Below are 25918 nucleotides of genomic sequence, written 5' to 3'. Positions count from 1 at the left end.
CATATGCGCTGGCCCTCTGTGGCCAGCGCTTTTGCTGTCCACGTCGTGGGCAAGGGCTGCTCGTGAGACTGCTGTTCATCGGTGATGTCTTCGGCCGCCCGGGGCGTACGATCGTGCGGCGACTGCTTCCACAGCTCAAGGCAGAGTTGCGGCCCACGGTCGTCGTGGCCAACGCAGAGAACGCGACCCACGGGACCGGCATGACCCGGTCTGCGTTTGAAGAACTCAGCGCTGCGGGTGTCGACATCTTTACAGGGGGCAATCACACGCTCGGCAAGCCGGAAATCCTTGACCTGATGCAGGAACACCCGAGTGTATTGTGTCCCGGCAATGTCAGTCCTGCCATCAGGCGTCACGGATCCATCATCTGGCAGACGCCGGAGGGTCCCCTGGCTGTCGTCAACGTCATGGGTCAGTATTGCATGAACGGTGTCGATAACCCGTTCCGGTACATGGAAGAGGTCTTGCGCGACCCGGAGATTGCGGCCGTCCGTATGAAAGTCGTCGATGTTCATGCGGAGGCTACGGCAGAGAAGGCAGCGATGCTTCGCCTGCTGGACGGCCGCATGTCGGCGGTCTTGGGAACACATACGCACGTTCCCACGGCGGATGCGCGCGTCACAGCCGCAGGCACCGCATTCATCACCGATGTCGGCATGACGGGCGTACGCTCTTCGATCATCGGGCTGGACCCAGAAGTCATGATGCGTCGCTTCGAGACGGGCATCATGTACGCGCCACGCGTTGCGGAGGGCGATGCGACGTTGATGGCGGTCGTGGTTGACATCGATGCGTCAACCGGGAGCAGTACGTCGATAACACTCTTGCAGAGGGATACCTGACATGTCCGGGTTTCTCATCAAGACATTCGGGTGTCAGTTCAACCAGCTGTACAGCGCTACGATCGCTGACGCACTGACACGGGGAGGTCATCGGCCTTCCGAGAGTCTTGGCGAAGCATCGCTGGTCATCATCAACACGTGCGCAGTCCGCGAGAAGGCTGAGGAAAAGGCCTTCAGCTTCCTCGGCGAAGCTGCGAAGCTGGTTGGAGCCAGCCACATCGTGTTCATGGGTTGCACGGCCACGCTCGACAAAGAACGAGCGGTTCGCATTGCAGGCCGTGGCTTGAACGTCGTGGAGGGCACCGCGGATGTGGAGCACGTGCTTGCCGTCGTAGGGACCGTTGTGCCGCTCGGTGAACTGGACTGCACGGCTCCTCACTCGCTGTTTCCCACGGCAGACATTGAACTTGTTCGTGGATGTGAAAGCTACTGTACCTACTGCATCGTTCCAAGGGCACGAGGTCCCGAGGTCGTTGTCGACGTCGGCGAAGTCCTGCATCGAGCCGAGCGAGCCGTCGGGAGCGGCTTCTCTGAGCTGCTCTTCCTGGGACAGAACATCAACAGGTATCGGTCGAGCCTAGGAGGGCTGGTTGAGGTTATGTGCTCGGTCGATGAACTGGACGGCAACTTCTGGTTCTGGTTCCTGAGCTCTCATCCGGCCAACTTCACGCCGGACGAAGTGAAACGGCTCATGGAACTGCGGCACATCGAGCATCGTTTGCACCTTCCCCTGCAGTCGGGGAGTGACCGGATTCTTGAGCGGATGAACCGGCGGCATACAGTTGCAGACTACGGCAGGCTTGCAGAGCCCATTCGCGAGAATGCTGACTGGACATTGACAACAGACATCATTGTGGGCTTTCCCGGGGAAACGGATGATGATTTTGCCCATACGGTTGATGCGGTCCGTGGATTCCGGTTCGACGGGGTTTTCCTTGCCAAGTACTCCGACAGGCCGGGTACGCCGTCCTCCAGAATGCAGGACAAGGTGCCGCCCGCAATCATCGACGAACGCCACTCCTTCCTGCTCAACATCGTCCAGGACCTGAGCGAGCAGAGCAACCAGGTGCTTGCCGGCAGATTCCTCGACGTGCTCGTCCTGTCGGCGCATGCAGGCGGGAACGCCTTCGGAAGGTCGATCGATGGCAGGAATGTCTGGTTCTCATGTTCTGAGCCGGTACCAGGAATTGGCACCTTCGTCAGCGTGGCCGTCGACCATGGCTCGAGGAAAGGGTTGTATGGCACTCGAGTATTCTAGTCTTCCATTGATCGTAGGCATCGTCGGGGCCACCGGAACGGGCAAGACCGTGCTTTCCCTGGGAATAGCCCGTCGTTTCGGAGGATCGATCATCTCTGCCGACTCGATGCAGGTCTACCAGGGGATGGACGTCGGGACGGCAAAACTCAGCCTATCAGAACGCCTGGGTGTTCCGCATGCACTCATCGACGTCGTTCCTCCCAATCACCACTTTTCCGTCGCGGAATACCAGGTCCTGGCATTCGAGGCTGTGAATGAGGCGATTCGCTCAGGGCGACTGCCGATCCTCGTGGGAGGGACTGGTCTGTACGTGAGGGCCGTCCTCGACGGCTACGAATTCCTGCCGGAGAAGCCCGACACGATGCTGCGGAGCCAGCTGCGAAAGCTGTCTGAGGGCGAGCTCCGCGAGCGTCTGAGAGTTATCGACCCTCTCGCGGAATGCGAGATTGCTGCCAACGATTCCAGGCGGCTGGAACGGGCTTTGGAAATGAGCACTCAGTCAGGAGATCTGCCGAGCGTCCTGAAGCGAAGACAGCACCCGGTCCCTTGGCGAGTACTCCGGATTGGCCTGCATGCAGAGCGAGCCGAACTCTACAGACGGCTTGACCGGCGCGTTGATGCCATGATCTCCGCAGGAATGGAAGAGGAAGTGCGGCGTCTGCTGGCCGATGGCTTGAACCCTGATGACACCGCGATGCAGGGCATAGGCTACAAGGAGCTGAGCGCCTGGATGCGCGGGGAAATCGGGCGCAACGAGGCGATTGAGCTCTGGAAGAGGCGTACGCGCAATTACGCCAAACGGCAGGAGACGTGGTTCAAGAGAGAGAAGGACGTTCGGTGGATCGACGTGTCCGATCAATCATCGAATGTGATTCTGGCGCAGGCGGCTGCCCTCGTCGAATCAGCCGCAGGGGGACAAAGCAGATGATCACGGAAGGCCGGCTGATGGAACGGGCGCAGCAGCTCGAGCGGGAGTATGCGACCGAAATCGCGGATATTCGTGCAGTTCAACGTCGCAACTTCATGCGAATCCTCGACGCATTCCACGCCGCCCGCTTGTCGACATCCGACCTTCGGCCTATGTCGGGCTATGGCATCGGGGACAACTTGCGGGACAAGACCGAACGCGTCTTTGCCTACCTCTACGGCGCACAGGCTGCACTCGTGCGCCCGCAGATTATCTCTGGCACCCATGCTCTGGCTATCGCGCTGTTCGGGGTACTTCGCCCCACGGATCTGCTGTGTTGCGTGACGGGAGCCCCCTACGATACGATGGAGGAGATTATTGGGATCCGCCCATCTGACGGTTCGCTTGCGGAGTTTGGTGTCAGCTATGCCCAGTGCGACATCACGGTATCCCCCGCAGAACTCTGGGAGGAACAGCTCGAGAGATGCTTCTCGACCCAGCTGCCAAAACTTGTCCTGATTCAGCGGAGTCGCGGATACAAGCGCGTCCGCGCGCTTCGCGAGGGTGAGATCGCACGCATGATCTCCTCCGTGAAACGCGTCTCGCCCGAGAGTCTGATCCTTGTCGACAACTGCTATGGTGACCTTCTTGAGGATCGTGAGCCCACGATGGACGGGGCGGATCTGCTGGCTTCATCGTTTATGAAGAACCTAGGAGCGGGCATTGTCCCGACGGGTGGCTACGTGGTGGGAACTTCCAGGGCAGTCGCCTTGGCCGCGACGCGGTACTCGAGTCCAGGAGTGGGTGCTGAGATTGGGCCGAATCTTGGATTTGCCGAGGCGTTTCTGCGAGGTCTACTCTTTGCCCCGACAGTCATTGAGCAGGTCCTGACGGGAAACCTTCTTGCGAGCGTGCTTCTGCAGGAAAACGGCTTCGTCGTGGATCCGGGTCCCCGCGAGCTCCGCGGGGACATTGTTCTTCGCATCGAGTGCGGGTCAAGGGAACGGTTCGCAGCGTTTGCGCGCGCCGTGCAGGAATGCTCTGCGCTGGACGCCGATGCCGTGCCCGAGCCGAGCCGCATGCAAGGATACGAGACGGAAATCTTGATGGCAGGTGGAACTCTTGTCCAGGGATCCACGATTGAACTGAGTTTCGACGGGCCCTTTCGCGAACCGTACGTGGGATATTTGCAGGGGGGTCTGAATGTATGGCAAGTGGTGCAGGCGACCGCACGGGGAATCATATACAGTATGAACACATCCAAGTAGTGTCGCCGTCCGCCATTCGTGATAGAATGTTTGAACGACGAAATGCCGGATGAAATGATGGGAGGTCACCATGACAGACTTAACGAGGGTTGACCCAGAGATAGCTGACGCACTGAACAAGGAACTGCACCGCCAGCAGAACAATATTGAGCTCATTGCCTCTGAGAACTTCGTGTCCGAAGAGGTCTTGGCAGCGCAGGGTTCAGTCCTGACAAACAAGTACGCCGAGGGCTACCCGGGCAGGCGCTACTATGGCGGTTGTGAGTATGTGGATGTCGTCGAGACGCTGGCTATCGAGCGTGCCATGGCGCTCTTCGGTGCGGAGGGGGCAAACGTACAGCCCCACTCGGGAACGCAGGCCAACCTCGAGGTCTACTTCTCCGTTCTACAGCCAGGAGACACGATCCTGAGCATGTCCCTTGCCGATGGCGGGCACCTGAGTCATGGAAGCCCCGTGTCGCTTGTGGGAAAGCTGTTTCGCATCGTCTCCTACGGCGTTCGAAGAGACACTGAGACAATCGACTATGACCAAGTAGCCGAACTAGCTCGAGCAGAGCGCCCCAAGCTGATTATCGCAGGCGCCAGTGCATACCCGCGCACTATCGACTTCCCCCGCTTTCGTGAGATCGCCGATTCGGTCGGTGCATTGCTCATGGTAGACATGGCTCACATCGCTGGGCTCGTCGCCGCGGGCGTCCATCCTTCACCGGTGCCATACGCGGATTTTGTCACGACCACGACGCACAAGACACTTCGCGGGCCTCGGGGAGGCATCATTCTCTACAAGGAGAAGTACGCCAAGCAGCTCAACAGTGCTGTGTTCCCTGGCAGTCAGGGAGGCCCTCTTGAGCATGTCATCGCGGCGAAGGCGGTCGCTCTCAGAGAAGCCACATCTCCCGAGTTTGTCACCTATCAGAAGCAGGTCCTCGCCAACGCAAAAGCCTTGGCGCAGGCGCTGATGGAGCGTGGTTACCGCATCGTTTCCGGCGGCACCGACACTCACCTGATGCTGGTCGATCTGACCTCCAAGGGCATTACGGGCAAGGAAGCTCAGGCGCTTGTCGAGACCGTAGGGATCACTGTCAACAAGAATGCCATTCCCTTCGATCCCTTGCCGCCCAACAAGGCAAGTGGCATACGGCTTGGGACTCCGGCCACGACCAGTCGTGGCATGCGTGAGCCGGAGATGGTTGAAATCGCTGCTCTGATCGACGAGACGATTGTCGCACGCGACGACGAGGGGATGCTGGCTCAGATTCGAGCTCGTGTGACAGCGCTTACGGACCGTTTTCCACTATACGCAGGCAAAATGTACTAGGAGAACCGATGGACTACCCCAACGTTCAGGTGCTGAATCATCCGCTGATACGACACAAGCTGACCCTTCTTCGCAACAGGAACACGACGCACAAGGACTTCCGCCAGCTGGCAGAGGAACTTGCCGGGCTCATGACGTACGAGGTATGCAGGAATATGCGGACCAAGGCGTGCCCCATAGAGACCCCGTTGGAGTCCTACGATGGGCAGGAACTGGAGAACGAAGTCACCATCGTGCCCGTGCTTCGGGCCGGACTCGTCATGGCTCAGGGGATGCTCGACATGATCCCTCACGCCAAGGTGGGGCACATCGGTCTGTACAGAGACGAGAACACTCTGCAACCGATTCAGTACTACTGCAAGCTTCCCGAGAGCACTCCTGAGTCAGACGTATTTGTCGTGGACCCGATGCTTGCAACTGGAGGCAGCGCCTCCAAGGCCATTTCACTGGTCAAGGAGCGGCATCCTCGCAGCATCTGTTTCTGTTGTCTCATTGCAGCGCCGGAGGGCATCGAGGTGCTGCAGCGCGAGCATCCCGACGTGAAGATCGTCACTCTGGAAATTGACCGTCGTTTGAACGAGAATGGATATATTCTTCCCGGTCTTGGGGATGCCGGGGACAGGATATACGGGACAAAATAGTCCATGCATCTTGTGATTACGCAGGCACAGCTCTGGTCGTTTCTCGTGGCTCTGGCGCTGAGTCTTGTGTTGACCCCGGTCTTCATGAAACTTGGGCTGCGCCTTGGCATCACCGACAAGCCGACTGCAAGTACTGAGGCGAACATCGACGGGGGGCGGCGCAGAGTGAATCGGAAGGTGACCCCCCGCACTGGTGGCATCGCCATCGTGATCGCGTTCATCGTGTCTGTGTTCTTCTTCGATTCACTCACAATGCAGTTGAAGGGGATCCTTGTCGGTGGAGGTATCGTGTTTATCGGCATGCTCCTGGACGACATGTTCGACATCCCCGCGTTGCTGAAGCTGCTGATACAATCAGTGGCTGCAATCGTCGTCATCGCGTTTGGGGTTCGTGTGACCGCGTTCACCAACTTCCTGCATGGAGGATTCTTCGAGCTTGGCGTCGGCGGCATCATCCTTACCTATTTCTGGATCGTGGGAATCACGAATGCGCTGAACCTCATCGATGGGCTGGACGGCCTTGCGGGCGGCGTCGCTGCGCTGATTCTCCTCGCAATGTATTTCTTCGCCGCACTCAAGGGCATGGCGACCATGGGGGCCGTCCTGGTGGCGCTGCTTGGTGCTGTCCTGGGATTCCTTGTCTTCAACTACAATCCGGCAAAAGTGTTTCTTGGAGATGCCGGGTCCGAGTTTCTTGGGTTCATGATCGCGAGCCTGTCCGTCTACGGCGCCCTCAAGCTGCCGACAACGGTTATGCTCATCGTGTCGGTATTCGCGCTTGGCATTCCCATCGCGGAAACACTCTCGAGCATTTTCCGTCGGGCAGCCAAGCACCGGTCTCCCATGGAGGGAGACAATGGGCATTTCCACTATCTGCTGCTATTCCGGGGATGGAGCCAGCGGCGTATTACGACGCTGTACTACCTGGTGACGTTCGTGCTATGCTCGATCGGGCTGGCCATCGCCCTTCTGGGAGTCCGCTGACATGCGTCGGAAAGTTCTGTCCATCTTCGGTACGCGTCCTGAGGCGATCAAGATGGCGCCCATCGTCAAGGCGCTGGAGGCCGATCCGCGGTTCGACAGTCATGTGCTTCTGTCCGGCCAGCACATGCAGATGCTGGACGACGTCGTGCAAATGTTCGAGATAGAGGTGTGGCGAGACCTGAACGTCATGAAGCAGCGCCAAACACTTCCGTACCTGACAGCGGCGCTCGTGACACAGATTTCCGATGCACTGGCTGAGCTGCAGCCGGACATGGTCCTGGTTCACGGAGACACCACCACGACGTTCATGGGAGCTCTCGCGGCGACCTACGTCAAGATCCCGGTGGGTCATGTCGAGGCAGGACTCAGGTCCCATCAGAAGTTCAGCCCTTTCCCCGAAGAAGTGAACCGCATGCTTACAGATCAGATTTCCGACCTCTGCTTCGCGCCCACTGACGAGGCCAGAAAGAATCTTCTACAATCAGGTATCGACACGAGCAGGATCGACGTCGTTGGGAACTCAATCGTGGACGCCGTGCACATGGCCTTGCCTCACCTGCGTGCTCCGGACATCATGTCGAGAGTTCGGCCCGACAGCCCCATCGTCATCATGACAGCCCACCGTCGCGAAAACTGGGACACCGGCATCGCGATCTTCTCGGACGCTCTCGTGAAGCTCTCCAGTTTGCATCCGGAATTGACGTTCGTCTTTCCGGTGCATCTCAACCCGGTGGTGCGTGAAACGGTGTTCGGGATTGCGTCAGACCTGCCGAACGTCATGCTCACCGACCCTCTTCCCTACTTCGATTTCCTGTATATGCTTGAACACTGTGCCGCTGTTCTCAGCGACTCGGGTGGAATTCAGGAAGAGTCGGTGACGCTGCACAAGCCGATGCTCCTGCTCCGGGAGGTCACCGAGCGTCCCGAGGCCGTGGCAAGCGGCTGGGTCAAGCTGGTCGGCCAGGACGAGGACCTGATCGTCTCGTCGTTCGAGCAGCTCGCGGCAAATAGTTTTGCGATTCTGGCCGCGGATGGGGTCAACCCGTATGGTGATGGCACAACTGCAGCGCAGATACTCACTTGCATCGACGATTATCTCAATGCAACTCACTGAGGAGGGTAACGTATGACCACGGAACAGAGCTTTCTCATCGAGGGGGGGAACTCGCTCCACGGTTCGGTCCGCTGCAGCGGCGCCAAGAACTCGATCCTGCCGCTGGTGGCGGCTGCGATTGCTGTCCGCGACGTTGTCAGCTTCCAGAATGTCCCGGACATCAGTGACCTCCAGTCTCTCCTCACTCTTATCCAGGCGATGGGCGTCAAACTGGTTTCCTTCATTGATGGAGAGCTGGTGCTCGACACTCGTGGTCCCATTGAGACGCGCGTCGAGAACACCAATGGCTACAATTTGCGTGGGACGCAAACACTGGTAGGAGCACTGCTTGGACGTGAGCACAGGGCAATGCTCCCATCGCTGGGCGGCTGCAGTATTGGTGCCCGACCCATTGACCTTCACATCAAGGGGCTGCGAGCCATGGGCACACAGTTCGAATGGAAAGACGGCTACCTTATCGGTCAGGCCCCAGCTCTCAAGGCGTGCGACGTCTACCTTGACTTTCCGAGCGTGGGTGCGACTGAGAACCTCCTGTTGGCAGCTGCTCTTGCCGAAGGTACGACACGTGTCTTCAATGCAGCCCAGGAGCCGGAGGTGTATGACCTCATCTCCTTCCTCAACAAGGCGGGTGCCCGCATTGTGCCCGTGTTCCCATTCGGATTTCGTGTCGAAGGCGTCGCTGAGCTGCACGGTGCGTCGCACCGCATCATCGGCGACCGTATCGAAGCTTCGACACTGATGATGGCCACGGCCATTACACAGGGCGAGGCGACCATCTCGGGCATCGACGCCCGTCATATCTGGTCGATCATCGCCAAGCTGCGAGAGACGGGAGCGGTCGTCGAGGTCGAGGGAGATGATGCCGTTGTTGTCAAGGGTGTTCCAGAATATCGGTCGACGGATATCCGTACCCTGACGTTCCCGGGGTATCCGACGGATGCTCAGCCTCAGATGACCGCATATCTGACCTTGGCGCATGGCAATTCGGTCGTTGTGGAGAGTATCTTCGAAAACAGGTTCGGTGCCATCCTCGAGCTCGAGCGCATGGGTGCCCGCATCAAGGTATCGGAAGAGACGGCCATTATCGAGGGTGTTGAGGCACTGAACTCGGCGACGGTCCAGGCAAAGGATCTGCGGGGCGGTGCCGCTCTGGTGCTCGCCGGCCTTGCAGCGCATGGCACAACCACCGTACGATCCATCTATCATATCGACCGGGGATACGAAGCGCTCGACGGCAAGCTGTTTCAACTGGGCGCACACGTGACTCGTGTCACCCAACCGGAGGCATAGACCATGATAGAACAAGAGCAGATTCTTGACGCCCTGCGAGCCGTCTACGACCCCGAGGTTCCAATCAACATCGTTGATCTCGGACTGATCTATGGAGTGGAGGTCACAGCCGACGGGGACGTCACGGTCCGCATGACCATGACTGCTCCGCAGTGTCCGATGAGTGGCTACTTGCTCCAGCAGGCTGAACAGGGAGTCCGGACGGTGGCGGGAGTGCGGAACGTCCAGGTGGATCTTGTGTTCGATCCTCCGTGGGAGCCCTCCATGATCAAGGAAGACGCCCTCAAGAGCGCCGGTATTGTCACGGACACTCCGGCTGACCCAGCCGGAGGCGACTACTCCACGGAAAAATGAAGGAGATCACGCCGCGACAGCCTGCAGGAACGCTGGCGGCGAATCTCGACCAGTTGATCGAGAGCTTCCTGCTGGCACAGGATGTCGGCATTACCAGCAAGGTGGTGTATCGGCGCGCGCTCAAGCGGTTCAAGGAGTTCCTGTCGCTGCGAGAGGCCGCTGACGGCGTCGGCTACCTGACGAAGACAGATATCGTCCAATATAAGAGCCATCTGCTGGCCGAGGGACTATCGCCTCGGACGGGGAATCTGTACCTTACCTCCGTCCGCCAGTTCTTCAAGTATCTCGAGTCGAACCGTATCTATCCCGACGTCTCCGCAGGCCTCAAAGGGTTCAAGCGTTCGTACGGGTTCAACCGCGATCCGCTTACCCTGCAGCAGGCGCGCGACCTGCTGAGTTCCATCGATACGAGCGACATCATCGGCCTGCGCGACTTCGCCATGATCAACCTGATGCTGCGGACAGGTCTTCGCACGATGGAGGTCGTCGGCTCCGACGTCGGAGATATTCGTCAAACGTCCAACGCCACACTCCTGTACGTGCGCAGCAAAGGCAAGGACGCGAAAGACGATTTCGTCGTCCTGACGCGAGAAGCATACGAGCCGATTGCCCGCTACCTTGCAGCGCGCCAGTGCACCGACCCCCGCGCTGCGCTGTTTGTGTCACACAGCACTGCGAACGATGGCGATCGTCTAACCACACAGTCCTTGCGCGCAGGCGTGAAGACACGGCTCACGGACATCGGTGTATTCAGTTCAAGGATATCGGCTCACTCACTGCGTCACACCTTCGCGACAATGGCACTGGCAAACGGTGCCACCATCGAGCAGGTCCGAGACACGTTGCGACACGCCAGCATAGCGACAACCCAAATCTACGTGCATACTACAGACAGGATCGAACACTCCGCCGAAGGCACTATAGTGCTTTAGGTGGGCGAACAACTCCTCGCACGACGGCGCCGAATTCGGTCCCTGTGAGAAGATCTCATTGTTCATTGCGGTATGACTGGACGCAGATCTCCGCAAATGCCCGGAAAAACCAAGGCGTTGGCCAAATGCACGCCAAATGCCACATTGCAGGTGGAGACTCGCTAGCAATCTGGCTTTCGCGCATGCGGTCCGTACATCATGGCATGCATGCGTTGTGCCTCCTGTTCCGCTTCTTCTCTCGTGTCACAGACCCTGACAACGCTGGCAATCCATTTCCTGGTGCTCCTGTTAAACGTTACCCCCATCGTCTGGCTCACCTTGCCCCACCCGCGTCGGTTCTGCATGTTCTGTGTATGGTTGACCCAACGAAGGTTCACTCTGCGGTTGTCGAGCCCATCGCCGTTGATGTGGTCCGCCATCATCCCTGGTTCGGGCCGCCTGCCTAGAACAAGCCAAGGGAGCGGGTACGTCTCGTGGCCATCAGTAACTTCATCCATGCGGAATAGCCTTGCCCGAGCGATCAACCTCTGTTGCGGAGTCCTTCCCCCGGCATAGCTAACCCCGAGACGAGCATTTCCGGCTCTCAGCTTCTGGCAGATATCCATGTCTACGAGTACATCGAGCGTATAGGAAACCGGAGCTCGCAAGCTACTACCGCTACAGGCGTGGTGTGGCACAGTAATCTTTACAGTATCGCCTTCAACTTGAACGTGGTAGTCAAAAAAACGATGGCCCATTCTATCCCCCTACTTTGGCCAAGATCAGAGCGAGGATGAGTGACGGGATAACACCATCAGAAATCATTATTTATGATGGTGTAATGCATCTGTGGATAACTTTGGTCCACCCTTCGGGGTGAGTACAGTCTATGGAGAGGGAACTCGGCGGAGGATGGTTCCGGCGACAAGACGCCGGCCATTGAGGAGGTCGGCTGCCGACACGGGAGTCTTCCCGGGAAACTGGATTTCCAGAAGTTCAAGCCATCCGTCACCGCACCGTACGACAGCTCGTTTGCGTAGAAACGTCTCGACCGTGCCACAAGGTACACCCCCCGTGGGGAGGCCCAGATCGTCAGGCAGAGGTTTGGCCCGGAGGATCTTGAGTCGATCCCTTTCCTGATATGTGCATGCACCTGGCTCGGGGGAAAGAGCCCGTATAAGGTTGTATACCTGTGCAACAGAGTGCGACCAGTCGATGAGGTCGTCGTCGCGCTTGAGCTTGCGTGCATAGGAGCCCGCGCCGGTTTGTTGCAGCGGCGTGGTTGACCTGTGCAACAGTTGGTCGAGGACGTGCAGAGCAAGTAGCGCGCCTACTCGGATGATAGACGCCTCGACATCGGCGCGGTAATCCGAGTCAGCAATTGTGAACGGTTCCTGAGCCAGGAGCTCACCTCTGTCCAGCAGGCCGTTCATGCGAATGATACTTACCGCTGACTGGGTGCAACCATCCATGATCTGGCGTTCAATGGGAGCCGCCCCCCGATACCAGGGCAACGGAGACGGGTGCAGGTTGATGGAAGCGATGCGCGGTGCATCGAGGAGAACCTGTGGAAGGAGTCTTCCGTAGGAAAGGAGGAAGAGGATGTCGATGGCGTCGTCGACCAGTCTCTGTGTCAGAACCGCTCCAGGGGTGTCTGCGCCGTTGAGCACTGGGATCGAATGTGACTGCGCCCACTCTTGTACGGGATTCGCCAGGAGCTTGCCTCGGCGGACGCGAGGCTCCTCTGACACAACCGCAAGGACGACGTGAAACCGGCGTCCGATGGTATCAAAGACCGGTACTGAAATTGATGACGAACCAAAGACAGCGATGCGGGGGGCGTCTGAGGCCATCGTCAGAGCTGCGGTCCCTGTCCCTCGATTGTCTGAGTCAGTGCGGCAGCGACAGGGCTTCCTTCCTGCACGGAAATCGTGGACGGGTCAGTGATCCGATCGACGAACAGCGTGCCCTGGAGATGATCGAACTCGTGCTGAATCACGCGAGCCTCAAAATCGACGAACTTGTGGATGCGTCTCTTTCCGGTATGATCCAGATACGACAGCGTGATCTCAGTAGCACGGTCGATTGGAGCATACACACCCGGAACACTGAGACACCCTTCCTCAGCGCTTTCTGATCCCTTGCGCTCGAGGATCTGAGGGTTCGCCACGAGATGGAGTCCTTCGCCGATATCGTAGATGAAGAACGCTTGACTAAGGCCGACCTGAGGGGCAGCCAGGCCGACTCCCAGGGGTTTCATGAGATCTTCCATCGATTCGGCCAGATGAACAAGCTCGCTCGTCATCTTCCGTATGGGTTTTGCCTTCTTGCGAAGGACGGGACTGCCAATCAGTACGATCTTCATGTGACTAGTATACCCGGATAGCGGCATTCTGGAAGTGTTTATTGTGAGCGAGTGCTGTGCCAACACGCAGTCCAAGGGCCGCCTGCAGGGAGTCGGCACGAAACTCGAGAGATATGACCCTTGCCCGAGTTGAGACTGTCAGCAGGTCCGCGTGCAGGCCGCGGAAATCCACTCCTTCCGCAGCAAGGGCGCTTTCCAGCGATTTGGTCAAAGCGTCTACGTCGGGGCTCGCGCCACGAGACGAGACACGTACGACGAACTGACGTGCGAAAGGAGGCATCAACAGCTCGCGGCGCTGTTCCCTCTCACTCTCAAGGAAGGCTGCCATAGTCTCACTACCATCGAGAACAGCTCGCAGGCCTGTGGAACGGCGGTCCAGCTGGATCAGCACGGTACCCGGTGCAGTCTCTGCAACGGCACCACGGACGACGACGGCCAGCTGCTCGATGTTGTCGAATACGGGGTGCCGCAGCCCGACGCTCACGTCGGGAAACACGACGAGTTCAGGCTTCAGGACGGCGATGCGCTGGACGTCGGCATACGTGCCGAGAAACAGTGATGGACCAGTGTTTTGCACAATCACGGTCTCGTCGCTGGGCGTCATCAGCTGGACGGCTGAGACCGGAAACGTACGCTCGAGCTCATGGGCCAGGCGGTCCAAGCCATACCCCCGTGACCGGAGTTGCGTCCCATGGCAGTTGGGACAGAGATCGGGCGGCGCCTCCGAATGACCACACTGCTTACAGAAGAGCCTCTTCCTGTCACCTCCCAGGGTCAGCGTCGCACCACAGTGAGGGCATGTTGCCGTATACCCACATTCCGCGCACTCGATCAGCGTCGCGAAACCACGGATGTTGAGGAGGAGCATAGAGTCCTTGCCCTGATCGTAGTGTTGCCGGAGAAGTCGCATCGTGGGTGCGAGGAGAACTCCGGTAGGACCAGACTGCTTCTCGAGGGCAGCGTTCTGGCTCCGAACAACGAAGGTCGCAGACTTGGTAGCAATACTCTCAACCACTGACCCCAGCGCAACATCTGTCGGGACGCCACACGCGTCCAGTACTGAGAGGGTCGGCGCACTGACGCCAGCCAGACAGGGGATGCCGCGTGCGTGGCTCATGTCAGCCGCAACGCTGAGAAGACTTCTGAGCGAGAAGCGTTGCCAGAAGAAGGGCCATTCCCCGGGGATTCCCAGATCCACGCCAATGAGTGCGATTTCGGGAAGGATCAACGACGAGAACTGACGGGTACTGAGCCAGACGGTCGAGTAGCGGTCACCGCGAAAGCGTCGAGTGCCGGCTGAAGGCCAACGAACGACTGGCATGCCCCAGTCGTGGGACAGGAGGCCTTCGTAGAGACTCGCGAGGACCTCTGAGCTGACGATGAGGGCAACGCTGCTCCCACTGGCAATCGCCGCTTCTACTGCCGGACGAAAGCGATTCGCCCTGTCCACAAACGATCCGATAAGGAGCTGTGGGTCAGGAGGGCCGCCCGGCGTGTGGGCCACTCGTTGCTCCGCGTCGGCTAGTCCGCGGTCGACAATGAAACCCTGTTCATAAAGCTGACGCCGTGCGGAAGTGGAGAGTCTCCAGAGCGCGCCGGGTAGATGAGCAGTGGCTTCAGTATCTGAAAGCAGCTGGCGCATCGGAGTGGTTGTTGCGGAAAAGGAGGGGTCCCGCGCGGCCATGACCTGCAAATTGTGCAGGAGTAGTGCCGGTTCGGGTGCCGTGAGGCGAGCCTTGCTGCGGTCGTGCGGCTGAGATGCCTGGAGGAAACGGACAATCGCGAGGGCATCTTCCCACCCGAGGACTTGTCTGTCGAGAGAACGCTGAAGTGCCGCCACATCAGGCCCCAGCTCCGGATACACGCCAGGAGCTGAGCACACACTCAGAACGGAGAGAGGAAGGCCTCCCGTCTCGGACCAGGGGCTCTCGGGACCAGAGGTGGAGACGAGCAGAGCGGGCGCCACATCATGCATGAACGGAACCAGAAACCACGTTCCTGGTTCCGGATGATCCCCAGCCGAGCTGAGATCATACGACAGAAGGTTCCGCGAAAACGGACCTCTCTGCGTCAGAACGGCGAAACTGCCGAGCACGGGTTAGATCTTCAGCCAGTTCTTCAGTTCTCGAACCAGGTCAAGTTCTTCCCAGCTGAATCCCGGACGTCCGAAGTGACCGTGCATGGACGTCTGGCGGTAGATAGGCTTTCGAAGGCCGAGATAGTCGATGATGGCAGTAGGAGTCATGTCGACATTCTTGGCTATGACGTCTCGTACGATCGACTCGGGAACCGCGCCGGTGCCTTCAAAGGAAAGCTCGAATGAAGCGGGGTCCTTCTGGCCGATGACGTACGCTACCTGCGTGAGGCATTGGTGGGCAATACCGGCAGCTACGATGTTCTTCGCGAGATACCGCATAAGATAGGTGGCCGATCGGTCGACTTTTGTGGGGTCCTTACCTGAGAAGGCTCCTCCGCCATGGGGGATACGTCCTCCGTAGGTGTCGATGCCTAGCTTGCGGCCAGTCATGCCCGTGTCGGACTGCGGGCCGCCTACAACAAACTTGCCGGTCGGGTTCACAAAGATCATGGTCTTGCTGTCGAGAAGGTCAGACGGCAACGATGGCCGTACAATCTTCTCGATGATCTCCTCACGCGCATCATTCGACATTCGTGAGGGATTATCGGGATCAAGAACGGTATCGAGGTGCTGAGACGAAAGAACGACAGAACGCAGGTAGACGGGTTTGTCGCCATCGTATTCCAGCGTGACCTGGCTCTTGCCATCCGGGCCCAGATAGTCAAGGATATTCTGCTGCCGGACTTCCTCCTGCCGCATCGTGAGCCTGCGCGCCAGTTCATACGGCAGTGGCATATACTCCGGCGTCTCGTCCGTGGCGTAGCCATACATGATACCCTGATCCCCGGCGCCACCTGCGTCGACACCCTGGGCAATGTCTGGAGACTGGCGGCCAATTGCGCTGACAACCGCACAGGTCTTGGCGTCAAACCCATATTTCGGGTGATTGTAGCCAATGCTGTCGATGGTCGACCGGACGACGCCGTCGACGTCGACGAATGCGTTGGTGGTTATCTCTCCCCCGACGATGACCAGGCCGTGTGTGACAAATGTCTCACAGGCAACGCGGCTGTATCGATCCTGCGTAAGCAGTTCGTCGAGAATGGCGTCCGATATCTGATCGGCGACCTTGTCGGGATGCCCGATCGTTACAAACTCTACGGTCTGGCTGATGCGTGAACTTTTGTCCATAGGTCTCTCCTTTCGCAGGTTGTCGACACCCCGCACGCTCGTACGGGGTGGTTGACCCTTCTTCGCAAGTGATCGAACTTCAGAATACGTTAGCGCTTGGTGTCGGCGTCCTCGATGACGGGGTTCGCAGCATCGCGTGCTGCACCAGCCACCATGCGACCGGCGGACTTCCGAAGGATGTCGTCAACAGGCTCGCGGAGTGGGTCGGTCTTCTCTTCGAGCAACTGATGCGATGTATCGAGAAGCTGACGAATGAGCCGATACTTGTTCGTGTCAACTTTCGCAATCAATGTCTCCAGATAGAGATTTGCCAGTTCTGGCTGTAGGGTAGGCTGTTCTTTCTGCTCGTCCATGCACAACTCCTATCTCCGCAGTACACTGCGGACGATGCTGTCGACAATGTCGACCGTGGTCTCAAGGTCGCAATTCGTGACCATGTAGTCGTAGTCCTTGGCAAACGTCATCTCATATTGGCCAAGCTCGATGCGTCCCGCTATCTCGTCGGGCGTTTCCGAGCCTCTGCACTCCAGACGGCGTTCAAGCTCCATCGCATCCGGGGGCTTGAGGAAGATCATCAGGGCTTCCGGAAACAGGCGCTTAATGCAGGGACCACCATGAATATCAATGGTCAGGATGAGAATCTCCTGCGGTCTGACAGCCTCAAGCGAGGACATCAGCGTCCCATAGTGATGACCACGTACATCAGCATACTCTGCGAACAGCCCTTTGTCAATCCAATCTGTGAACTGTTCCTCGGTCACAAAGTGATAGTCGACGCCGTCCACTTCCCCCGGTCGGGGGGCCCTCGTCGTCACGGAGATCGAGCGGTGCATGTCGGTGTGGCGTCGCAGGAGTTCCGCAACGACAGTGCTCTTGCCGACGCCTCCAGGACCAGATACCACGACAATCATGGGCGCTCTCCCTCCTCCACTATCTGGACGGCACGTGCGAGCTGACCATCGCCCGGAAGTGTTCCAAAAAGTGCGGGGGCTGGATCTGCCACCACGATGTTGGGAGTCAGTCCCTTTTTCTGGATCGTGTTCTTGTTTGGCGTGTAGTACTCCTCGACCGTCACTTTGAGCTCGTATCCCTCTGAGAGGTCCCAGCTTCGCTGGATGACTCCTTTCCCGAATGTTGTGGTTCCCACGACGAGAGCAGCTTTGTTCTCCTGCATTGCCGCCGAGAAGATCTCGGAAGCGCTCGCAGAGCTTCCATTGACAAGGACGACGATCGGAAATGAGACACTGCCGCCATTGACAGTCACGGGGTTCACTTCGCCTCCGGCCTCCTTCGTCCACAAGGCTGTCCCTTGGGAAATGAAGTTCGACAGCATGTCGAGGCACTCATTCAGATAGCCGCCGCCGTTGTCCCGTATGTCAATGACCAGTCCTGTGATCTTCTGGTCCTCGAGTGCGTGAAGAGCGCGGGCGAACTTCACGGCCACACCGGAGCTGAACGAGGAGACGGAGATGTACCCAACCTTGTTCCCGATGATGCGACTCTCGATAACCGGGAGTTCGACGTGACGCCGCACAACAGTGTAGTCCACAAGTATTCCGGCCCGTTCGATCTTCAATCGGACGGAGGTACCTGCCTTGCCCTTGACACGAGCAGAGACGGCGTCGAGCTCGAGTCCGCGAGCTGTCGTGCCGTCTATGCTGTCGATAAGGTCTCCAGGTTTCAGCCCAGCCTCTTCTGCGGGCGTACCAGCAAACACCCTCACGATCTCGATGGCTTCAGTTTTCTTGCTCGGCGTGATAACGACACCAATGCCTACGTATTCACCGGACAGCTGTTCGCGAAAGTCCGCCGCCTCGGCAGGCGTAAACAGTTCTGTGTACGGGTCGCCGAGCCCGGCAACCTGTCCCTTGAGGAGCTTGCCCGCGTCGACCTTCTGGTAGTACTGGAGACTCAGGGTGTCATACACCTCGCCCGAAAGCTTGAGGTAGGTGTCGCGGTCAAGGGTCGTCTGGACAGACGATGGCCGCGAAGAGCCTGTCAGGCGTGGTGCAAGAAACGGATAAGCGACGAAGCCTGCCCAGAATGCGATCACGACGACGAGCAATGCGGCTACTAGGATGACAAGTGAGGATTTTCTGGATGGCATGAGAATCTCCTTTCGCGGTAAGCGCTACGGTTTTGGCCCAAGATAGAGCATCGGGTTCTTCGGAGTGCCGTCGATCCGGACCTCAAAGTGCAGATGAGGACCCGTGCTCCAGCCAGTGTTGTCTGTCAGCGCTATCACCTGACCCCGTTTCACAGACTGCCCCTTCTTGGCAATGAACGACTTGAGATGCGCAAAAACCAGCGTCATATGCTGGCCGCACTGGAGCATCAACATGTTGCCATACCCCGAGAACCTCCCTACGTACTCGACGACCCCGTCAGCTGGAGCCAGAAGCGTCGTCCCCGTCGGACAACCCAGGTCGATGCCGTTGTGCATCTCCCACACACCGTTGATCGGGTCGTGGCGCATCCCAAAAAGCTCGGTGATACGAATGGTGCCGGGTATGGGCCACAGGATCTTGCCTGTCGGCTCACTACCAGGATGTTGTTGCCGATAGATCTCAGCGACGATCTGGTCGATGAGCTTGTTTTCCCGGGCAATTTGGTCTTGAATACGCTTGTCGTCGGCCGAGTATTGACTTCCTTTGGCAGCGAGGTAGTTCAGGGTCTGCTGTGTGGCAGCTTTCTGCTCCACCAGAAGGCTTGCCTGCTGTTTCTTGAGGGCATACACCTGCTCCAGCTGGTTCTTTGTCTGCGCATAGTCGGTGCGGTCCGATTGCAGAGCGAGTTTCTGTGTACTCACCGCAGACAGAGACGCGACGATCTGTTGGAGGACGGCTGACACACCCTGCTGAGCTTCGACCGTAGCACTAAGATCTCTGCCAGTGAAAGGAAGACCTGCGACATCAAGGTTGGACACATGGTAGAGAAGATCGATCGACGAGTCAATTCCCGCTGAAAGCTCGTCGTATTGCTTTTCCCTGACGGCGATCTGAGCCGCCGTCTTGGCGAGAAGAGTCTCGAACTGAGCGATGTTACTGTCGATCTCTCCTATGTCCCCTTCCAGCAAATTCATCTGTTCATTGAGCGAGGTCAGCTGACTCAGGAGACTGTACTTGGCCGATTTGTTCTCCTTGATCAGCTTCTGGACCTCCTGAAGCCGCGCCTTCAGCTGGTCCATCTTCTCCTGAGCGGCCTTGAGATCACTCGTGAGGTCTCCTTCCACGCGAGGAGCGAAGACGGAGCCGCCCACAAACAGGGAGAGAATCAGGACAATGGTAGTCAGGAACCTCAGAGTTCTCATTCGAGAAGTGTCTCCTCTCGACGCTGTTCCTCGTCAATGCGATACGCCAGGAGCGTCGCAATGACGCAGGCCAGAAGGAGGCAAGCCAGGGAGGCCAGCAGAACAACGGAGGCGGCTCCGGCGTAGACGATGCCCGCAGGCTCGGGTGTCACCCACGAAAAGGACGCCTTGAGGCGTGTCGTGGAATACCGGATGACGCCGGGGAGAACAACGGCAAAGAGGACCGATGCGAGCGCCCAGACAGCGACCAGGTGGGCGGGCGTCGAGAGAAGAACCTGCAGGTTGCTGGCACCGACTACGCTCAGCACTGCAGTCTCTTTTCGTTTGCCGTTGATGATGCTGAATGCCATGAGGCAGAAACCAGCAATGAAAAGAAAGCCAGCGAGAACGAGCACATAGAGCAGGAGGCTGTGGACAAACATGTTCGCGTTGGCCATCCCCTGCACCGAGCCTTCATCATACTCAACGGTTTGAACGCCCGCAAGAGACCGAAGCTCCGCAGCCAGGCCGGCGATGCCCTGCACAGAGACCGGATAAACCCGGATGAGTGGAGGAATTGGATTGCGCGTCAGATCGCGAAATACGCTTGCGAACTGGGGATACTGAATCTCGAGCTTCTTGAGGCCGTCTGCGGGACTCACATATTCCGCACGGGCAACGGCTTCATCTTTCTGCATCTGCTCGAGAAGAGTCTGGATAGAAGTCTGGTCCAGTCCGCGCAAGAGGTATGCGTTGATAGGGTGTGTCCTCTCGATCTCCGCAATGGTGTGGCGCACGTCGATGGACATCGCATAGATGCCGGCGCTTGCGACCATCAGCACGGCGATCAGGATCGAAACGAGAAGAGTGCGGATGGGATGTCGCACAAGGTCTCGCAGTGTCTGCTTGAGGGTAAACATGTTAGAAGTTGCCCTCCTCAACCTTGCGTCCACCGCGGAGCCGCACGAATGGCAGGCGCGTCGATTGGACGAGGTACAGATCATGGGTAGCCATGAAGACGGTGGTACCAAGACGGTTGGCGTCATGGAGCACCTCGACGATCTTCTCTCCGTTGCTCAGGTCGAGGTTCCCGGTCGGCTCGTCCGCAAGGATGATGTCGGGTTTTGCGATAAGCGCGCGGGCGAGGGCAACACGCTGCTTCTCTCCCCCAGACAGCGAGCAGCACAAGCGACGCTGGTACCCAGCGAGGCCGACCTGATCCAGGTACTTGTCCACCTCCTGGCTGATGGTGCCTTTGCCCACACCTCGGACAGCCAATGGCAAGGCTACGTTCTCAAATACGGTACGGTCGAAGAGAAGCATGTAGTCCTGGAACACCATGCCGATTCGCCGTCGCAGTGACGTGAGCGCTCTGCCATGAGCTGCTGCCGTGTCCGCTCCATCTACCAGGATGGTGCCATTGGTCGGCCGTTCGGCACGATAAATGAGTCGCAGAACCGTGCTCTTGCCTGCGCCAGACTCGCCTGTCAGAAACACAAACTTGCCGGGGCCTATCTTGAAGGTGATATCCCTGAGACCATAGTATCCATCGTCATATCTCTTTGAGACGCTCAACATCTGTATCATCAGCGTGTACCCAGCTCCTTGAATCCGAGACCCAGAGTCTCGGTCACGTCCATGATGGCCACGAAGGCATCAGGGTCAACCTCATGGACGATCTGTTTGAGATGCGATATCTGGCTTTGGGGCACAACGCAGAACACGACTTCCTTGCGTTCGCCCGTGAAACCGCCAGTTGCAGTGAATTTCGTCACTCCGCGATCCAGGTCGGCCATGACCTTGCCCGCAATGGCTTCCGGTTGGCTGCTGACCACCCAGGCCGCCTTGGAGAAGGAGATTCCTTCCTGCACGAGGTCGATGGCTTTTGCGCAGATGTAAAGCGACACGATTGAGTACAGCGGTATCGTAATACTCTGGAACGCGATGCCTGAGAAGGCAATGATGATGGTGTCGATGATCAGCAGGGTCGTCCCAAAACTCAGCCCGATGCGCTCGGACAACAGTTGAGCAAGGAGATCGGTGCCGCCGGTGGAACCGAAGAAGCGAAAGATGATGCCAATCCCAATGCCCATGGCGACTCCGGCGTAGACCGCCGAGAGAAGCATGTCCACGTGGAAGCCTTGTGTGTACGGCACGATCACGTCGATAAGGAGTGACGAGATGATGGTTGCGTATGCTGAACGCCACAGGAATCCTCTCCCCAGCCTCTTGAGGCTCAGCAGGAAGAGCGGAGTATTGAGGACAATGATTGTCATGCCGATGGGAACGGGCTTGAAGAAGTGATTCACGATGATCGCAAGTCCCGAGATGCCTCCGGGGGCCAGATCACGAGGGATGACGAAGAGGGCAAACGAAAGGGCGTAGACGAAGCACCCGATCGTTATGCCGACGGCGTCACGAATCGTTCGAACGACGATTTTCCGCGTCATGTCGCACGCTTGCAAGGATGAAGTCCTGCAGGTCGCCGTCGAGAACTGCATCAACATTTCCCTTCTCAAGCCCGGTACGATGGTCTTTGGCCAATTTGTAGGGCTGGAGCACGTACGAACGGATCTCATTGCCCCATTCAGCTGATTTGAACGCCCCACGCACTTCCGAAATCTGGGCATCGCGCTGCGACTCTCGCTGCACGAGCAGTCTGGATTTCAGAACGGCCATTGCCATTCGCTTGTTTTGCAGCTGCGAGCGCTCGTTCTGGCAGCTGGCCGTAATACCCGTCGGGATGTGTGTGATGCGAACAGCGGTAGAGACCTTCTGCACGTTCTGGCCTCCATGACCTGACGCATGATAGACATCGATGCGCAGGTCGCCTTCGGGGATTTCGGCGTCCGTGCTGGTTTCCGGGATTTCCGGGATCACGTCTGCGGCCGCAAACGACGTATGGCGACGTTTGTTTGCATCGAAAGGGCTGATGCGAACGAGGCGATGAACACCCTTTTCGTGCATCAGAAGACCATAGGCGTATTGTCCCTTGATGACCAGCGTGCAACCCTTAATCCCTGCCTCTTCGCCCTGCATGTAGTCCGTCACGAGGACTTCGAAACCCTGTCGTTCAGCGTAGCGGATATACATGCGCATGAGCATTTCGGTCCAGTCCTGCGCATCTGTCCCGCCTGCTCCGCTTGAGAGTGACAAGATGGCATTGGACGCATCATAGGGACCGCCAAAATAGGCTGTCGTCTCGAGAATCTGCAGGTCATGTTCGAGGTGCTCAATGCTGCCGACAGCTTCGTGCTCGAGTTCGGGGTCCGGCATCCCGACAAGGAGCTCGAGGGCGGTCCGAGCGTTGTCCAGGTCCGTCAGTGCTTTCTGCTGGGAGACAATGTCTGCCTCGATGCGTGAGATGCTACCCATGATCTCTGCTGCACTTGTCTGGTCATTCCAGAAGCCTGCGGCCGTTGTCTTGCCCCGCAGTTCTTCCAGCTGGGCCTGCCGGCTCGTCAACCAGTCAGGCTGATAGAGTCCAGAGATGCGTGTCTCACACTCTGAGACTCTCCTGCGCAGCGGTTCAAGATCGATCATGTTTCTTGTCCGGTTGAGCGGGTTGCAGCTCGAAGGTGAACAATGCCCGCGTCACGTCGTGCTTGATCTGGTCCATCAGCTCGTTGAAGAGATCGTACCCCTCCTTCTGATAGGCAATGACCGGGTCCTGCTGGCCATAGGCGCGCAGGCCGATGCCGTCCTTGAGATCGTCCATCTGAAGAAGATGGTCTCTCCATGCGCTGTCGATGGTGCGCAAGAAAAAGTAGTGCTCGATCTGGTGCATGACGCTCTCTCCGTACCGGTCAACCTTCTCACGGTAGATGGTCTCCGCGCGGTCCCGAATCGTTGTGCTGAGCTGCTGTTCGGAGTCACGGTGTTCGACGAGCTCCGTCAGCTCTTCGAGCGTCATTGCCACAGGTCTGCCAAAGGCATCCAGGACCAGGTCGTTGTAGACTTTGCCAAGATCGGCCTCATCGGCGCGTTGCGCCTGGATGACCTGCTCTGCCGTCGTTTCGGCCTGTTGGCTGATGAACTCGTGCACCTCATCCCCAAGATCGACTCCTGCAAGAACCTTGTCGCGCTCAGCGTAGATGACCTCGCGCTGTTTGTTGAGCACGTTGTCGTAGTCAAGAAGGCTCTTGCGGGCATCGAAATTGTACGACTCGACTTTCTTCTGGGACATCTCGATGGTCTTCGAGAGGAGCGGGTGATTCACTGGCATCGACTCCTCGACCTTCATCATTTCGAAAATGTGCTGGATGCGGTCGCCACCGAAGATGCGCAGGATGTCGTCTTCTGCCGAGAGGAAGAACTTCGATTCGCCAGGATCCCCTTGCCGACCAGCGCGTCCCCGGAGCTGGTTGTCGATGCGGCGTGACTCATGGCGCTCGGTCCCAAGGATGAAAAGTCCTCCCAGGCTGACGACATCGTCATGTTCTTTCGCACACGACTCGCGGTACTCTGCGAACAGCTTGGCATACTGTTCCGGCTGTTTCGCCGGATCGGCTTTGGCATGAGCAAGAGCCACAGGATTGCCGCCGAGCAGGATATCGACACCTCTGCCCGCCATGTTGGTGGCAATTGTGACTGAGCCTTTCCGACCCGCCTGGGCGATGATCTCCGCTTCCTTCTCGTGATACTTCGCATTGAGAACCTGATGCTTGATGCCAAGCTTCTTCAGCTCATGACTCAGCCCTTCGGACTTCTCGACGGAACGTGTGCCCACGAGGACGGGCTGCCCTGTCTCATTTCGGGCCTGGATCTCGCGGAGAATCGCGTCCAGCTTGCCGTGCTCGGACCGGTACACTTCGTCGTCCGCATCCTGGCGCGCCACTGCACGGTGCGTGGGAATCTCGAGGACATCAAGTCCGTAGATTTCCTTGAACTCGTCTGCCTCCGTGAGCGCTGTTCCCGTCATCCCAGACAGTTTGTGGTACATCTTAAAGAAATTCTGGATCGTGATGGTCGCCAGCGTCTGGCTCTCCTCGCGGACCTTGAGCCCTTCCTTTGCCTCGATGGCCTGGTGCAGCCCTTCGGAGTAGCGACGCCCATACATGAGCCGGCCCGTGAACTCATCGACAATGATGACTTCTGTGTCCTTGATGATATATTCGCTGTCCTTTCTGAAGAAGACCTGTGCCCTGATGGCGTTGCGAAGGATCTTGCCATAGGTAGCCTGCTCCTTCAGCAGCTTGTCCTGAGGAATCCTGGCAGCGTGGGCGAAACGGGTCAGCAGGTCGTCGGCAGGCTCAATTGTCTTGTGCTTCTCTTCGTAGATATAGTCAGAGCCATCTGGTGTTTCGTTGTCACCATCAGACGTCTCCGTACGAGCCATCCCCTTCAGCCGCTTGACGAATGCTGCAGCCTCGTAGTATGGCATGTCCGAGTCACCACTGGGGCCTGCTATGATGAGAGCTGTCCGAGCCTCATCGATGAAGATGTTGTCGACCTCGTCGACGATGCCAAAATCGAGGGCTCCCTTCTGGACCATGCCGTCTTCTGAGCCGGCCATGTGATCTCGCAGGTGGTCGAAGCCGAACTCGTTGTTCGTGCCATAGGTGATGTCGGCCGCATACGCGGCGCGACGCTCCTCGGGTGTACTGTTGTTCTGAAGGAGACCGACCGACATGCCAAGAAACTCATAGACGGGCCCCATCCAGGCCCGGTCTCGCTTGGCCAGGTAGTCATTGACAGTGACGAGATGCCCCTTGTGACCCATGACGGCGTTGAGGTAGAGTGGACAGGTGGCCACAAGCGTCTTTCCTTCGCCTGTCTTCATCTCGGCGATGTTGCCAAAATAGAGAGCGATGCCTCCAAGCAGTTGTTCGGGGAAGTGTTCGAGCCCTATCAGACGGCGGGAGGTCTCTCTCACCAGTGCAAAGGCCCCGGGTAACAGCCCGGTCTCGGTTTCGCCTGCTGCGGCCCGCTGTCTAAGCTCAGCTCCATAGCTTCTGAGACCCTCATCGTCGAGCTCGGCCAACGCCGGCTGGAGTTGAAGGATTCGTGGAACCATGTCCTGATATGTCTTGAGCTTGCGAGCAGCTGGGGAAAAGAAGCTGAACAGTCCCATCAGAGATCAACCTCCACGGAGCGAACTTCTAGACGT

Annotated in this window: 25 protein-coding genes; 11 read left to right on the top strand and 14 right to left on the bottom strand. The window is 58.1% G+C overall.

Translation table 11 applies throughout. From position 1 onward, the window contains the following. Nucleotides 1-8: 8 nt before the first annotated feature. The 11 genes from C0398_06395 to C0398_06345 all read left to right on the top strand — a co-directional run bounded on the left by C0398_06395 (nt 9) and on the right by C0398_06345 (nt 10908). Entirely contained in the window at nt 9-842 is an 834-nt protein-coding gene (locus C0398_06395; protein ID MBA4365617.1) for a metallophosphoesterase, read from the top strand. Between the two features lies 1 nt (nt 843). After that, the gene (locus tag C0398_06390; GenBank protein ID MBA4365616.1) at nt 844-2100 is read left to right on the top strand and encodes a hypothetical protein; all 1257 of its coding nucleotides are present in this window, start codon (nt 844-846) and stop codon (nt 2098-2100) included. Further along, nucleotides 1985-3028: a tRNA (adenosine(37)-N6)-dimethylallyltransferase MiaA gene (locus C0398_06385; protein ID MBA4365615.1), complete on the top strand. Its 1044-nt coding sequence runs from the start codon at nt 1985-1987 to the stop codon at nt 3026-3028. The genes C0398_06390 and C0398_06385 overlap by 116 nt, the downstream gene beginning before the upstream one ends. Further along, the gene (locus C0398_06380; protein ID MBA4365614.1) at nt 3025-4275 is read left to right on the top strand and encodes a hypothetical protein; all 1251 of its coding nucleotides are present in this window, start codon (nt 3025-3027) and stop codon (nt 4273-4275) included. The genes C0398_06385 and C0398_06380 overlap by 4 nt, the downstream gene beginning before the upstream one ends. 70 nt (nt 4276-4345) lie before the next feature. Then, nucleotides 4346-5593, top strand: a complete 1248-nt coding sequence (locus C0398_06375) for a serine hydroxymethyltransferase (GenBank protein ID MBA4365613.1) — start codon at nt 4346-4348, stop codon at nt 5591-5593. An 8-nt stretch (nt 5594-5601) separates the two neighbouring features. Further along, nucleotides 5602-6234 carry a uracil phosphoribosyltransferase gene (locus C0398_06370; protein ID MBA4365612.1) on the top strand — a complete coding sequence of 211 codons (633 nt, stop codon included), beginning with the start codon at nt 5602-5604 and terminating at the stop codon, nt 6232-6234. Between the two features lie 3 nt (nt 6235-6237). Next, on the top strand, nt 6238-7218 hold the full coding sequence (locus tag C0398_06365; GenBank protein MBA4365611.1) for an undecaprenyl-phosphate alpha-N-acetylglucosaminyl 1-phosphate transferase: 981 nt from the start codon (nt 6238-6240) through the stop codon (nt 7216-7218). 1 nt (nt 7219) lies between these two features. Then, nucleotides 7220-8332, top strand: a complete 1113-nt coding sequence (locus C0398_06360) for a UDP-N-acetylglucosamine 2-epimerase (non-hydrolyzing) (protein ID MBA4365610.1) — start codon at nt 7220-7222, stop codon at nt 8330-8332. A gap of 12 nt (nt 8333-8344) precedes the next feature. Then, entirely contained in the window at nt 8345-9622 is a 1278-nt protein-coding gene (gene murA / locus C0398_06355) for a UDP-N-acetylglucosamine 1-carboxyvinyltransferase (protein MBA4365609.1), read from the top strand. A 3-nt stretch (nt 9623-9625) separates the two neighbouring features. Then, complete coding sequence (locus C0398_06350; GenBank protein ID MBA4365608.1) at nt 9626-9976, top strand: hypothetical protein; 351 nt, start codon at nt 9626-9628, stop codon at nt 9974-9976. Continuing rightward, nucleotides 9973-10908 carry an integrase gene (locus C0398_06345; protein MBA4365607.1) on the top strand — a complete coding sequence of 312 codons (936 nt, stop codon included), beginning with the start codon at nt 9973-9975 and terminating at the stop codon, nt 10906-10908. Before C0398_06350 ends, C0398_06345 begins: the two co-directional genes overlap by 4 nt. Before the next feature lie 161 nt (nt 10909-11069). On the opposite strand, the gene C0398_06340 is transcribed toward C0398_06345, so the two are convergent. From C0398_06340 to C0398_06275, 14 genes are all read right to left on the bottom strand, one after another. Then, nucleotides 11070-11513 (bottom strand): hypothetical protein, encoded by a 444-nt coding sequence (locus C0398_06340; GenBank protein MBA4365606.1) that lies wholly within the window; start codon nt 11511-11513, stop codon nt 11070-11072. A gap of 261 nt (nt 11514-11774) precedes the next feature. Beyond that, nucleotides 11775-12740, bottom strand: a complete 966-nt coding sequence (fmt, locus tag C0398_06335) for a methionyl-tRNA formyltransferase (protein ID MBA4365605.1) — start codon at nt 12738-12740, stop codon at nt 11775-11777. A 2-nt stretch (nt 12741-12742) separates the two neighbouring features. Continuing rightward, the gene (gene def / locus C0398_06330) at nt 12743-13279 is read right to left on the bottom strand and encodes a peptide deformylase (protein ID MBA4365604.1); all 537 of its coding nucleotides are present in this window, start codon (nt 13277-13279) and stop codon (nt 12743-12745) included. Next, complete coding sequence (locus C0398_06325; GenBank protein MBA4365603.1) at nt 13257-15347, bottom strand: hypothetical protein; 2091 nt, start codon at nt 15345-15347, stop codon at nt 13257-13259. Before C0398_06325 ends, def begins: the two co-directional genes overlap by 23 nt. Before the next feature lie 3 nt (nt 15348-15350). After that, nucleotides 15351-16520 (bottom strand): methionine adenosyltransferase, encoded by a 1170-nt coding sequence (locus C0398_06320; GenBank protein MBA4365602.1) that lies wholly within the window; start codon nt 16518-16520, stop codon nt 15351-15353. 89 nt (nt 16521-16609) lie between these two features. Further along, a complete protein-coding gene (locus tag C0398_06315) occupies nt 16610-16873 on the bottom strand; it encodes a hypothetical protein (protein MBA4365601.1) in 264 nt (87 codons plus the stop codon). A 9-nt stretch (nt 16874-16882) separates the two neighbouring features. Next, nucleotides 16883-17431 (bottom strand): guanylate kinase, encoded by a 549-nt coding sequence (locus C0398_06310; protein MBA4365600.1) that lies wholly within the window; start codon nt 17429-17431, stop codon nt 16883-16885. Then, nucleotides 17428-18627 carry a hypothetical protein gene (locus C0398_06305; protein ID MBA4365599.1) on the bottom strand — a complete coding sequence of 400 codons (1200 nt, stop codon included), beginning with the start codon at nt 18625-18627 and terminating at the stop codon, nt 17428-17430. The genes C0398_06310 and C0398_06305 overlap by 4 nt, the downstream gene beginning before the upstream one ends. A gap of 24 nt (nt 18628-18651) precedes the next feature. Next, on the bottom strand, nt 18652-19830 hold the full coding sequence (locus tag C0398_06300; protein ID MBA4365598.1) for a hypothetical protein: 1179 nt from the start codon (nt 19828-19830) through the stop codon (nt 18652-18654). Further along, nucleotides 19827-20729 (bottom strand): hypothetical protein, encoded by a 903-nt coding sequence (locus tag C0398_06295; GenBank protein ID MBA4365597.1) that lies wholly within the window; start codon nt 20727-20729, stop codon nt 19827-19829. The genes C0398_06300 and C0398_06295 overlap by 4 nt, the downstream gene beginning before the upstream one ends. 1 nt (nt 20730) lies before the next feature. Further along, nucleotides 20731-21396 (bottom strand): cell division ATP-binding protein FtsE, encoded by a 666-nt coding sequence (locus C0398_06290; GenBank protein MBA4365596.1) that lies wholly within the window; start codon nt 21394-21396, stop codon nt 20731-20733. Next, nucleotides 21396-22316 carry a hypothetical protein gene (locus C0398_06285; protein MBA4365595.1) on the bottom strand — a complete coding sequence of 307 codons (921 nt, stop codon included), beginning with the start codon at nt 22314-22316 and terminating at the stop codon, nt 21396-21398. Before C0398_06285 ends, C0398_06290 begins: the two co-directional genes overlap by 1 nt. Further along, nucleotides 22225-23352 (bottom strand): peptide chain release factor 2, encoded by a 1128-nt coding sequence (locus C0398_06280; GenBank protein MBA4365594.1) that lies wholly within the window; start codon nt 23350-23352, stop codon nt 22225-22227. The genes C0398_06285 and C0398_06280 overlap by 92 nt, the downstream gene beginning before the upstream one ends. After that, complete coding sequence (locus tag C0398_06275) at nt 23339-25882, bottom strand: preprotein translocase subunit SecA (protein ID MBA4365593.1); 2544 nt, start codon at nt 25880-25882, stop codon at nt 23339-23341. Before C0398_06275 ends, C0398_06280 begins: the two co-directional genes overlap by 14 nt. Nucleotides 25883-25918: the final 36 nt, after the last annotated feature.

The sequence above is a fragment of the Coprothermobacter sp. genome (assembly GCA_013824685.1).
Lineage (GTDB): Bacteria > Caldisericota > Caldisericia > Cryosericales > Cryosericaceae > Cryosericum.
This window is presented reverse-complemented; position numbering and strand designations above follow the sequence as displayed.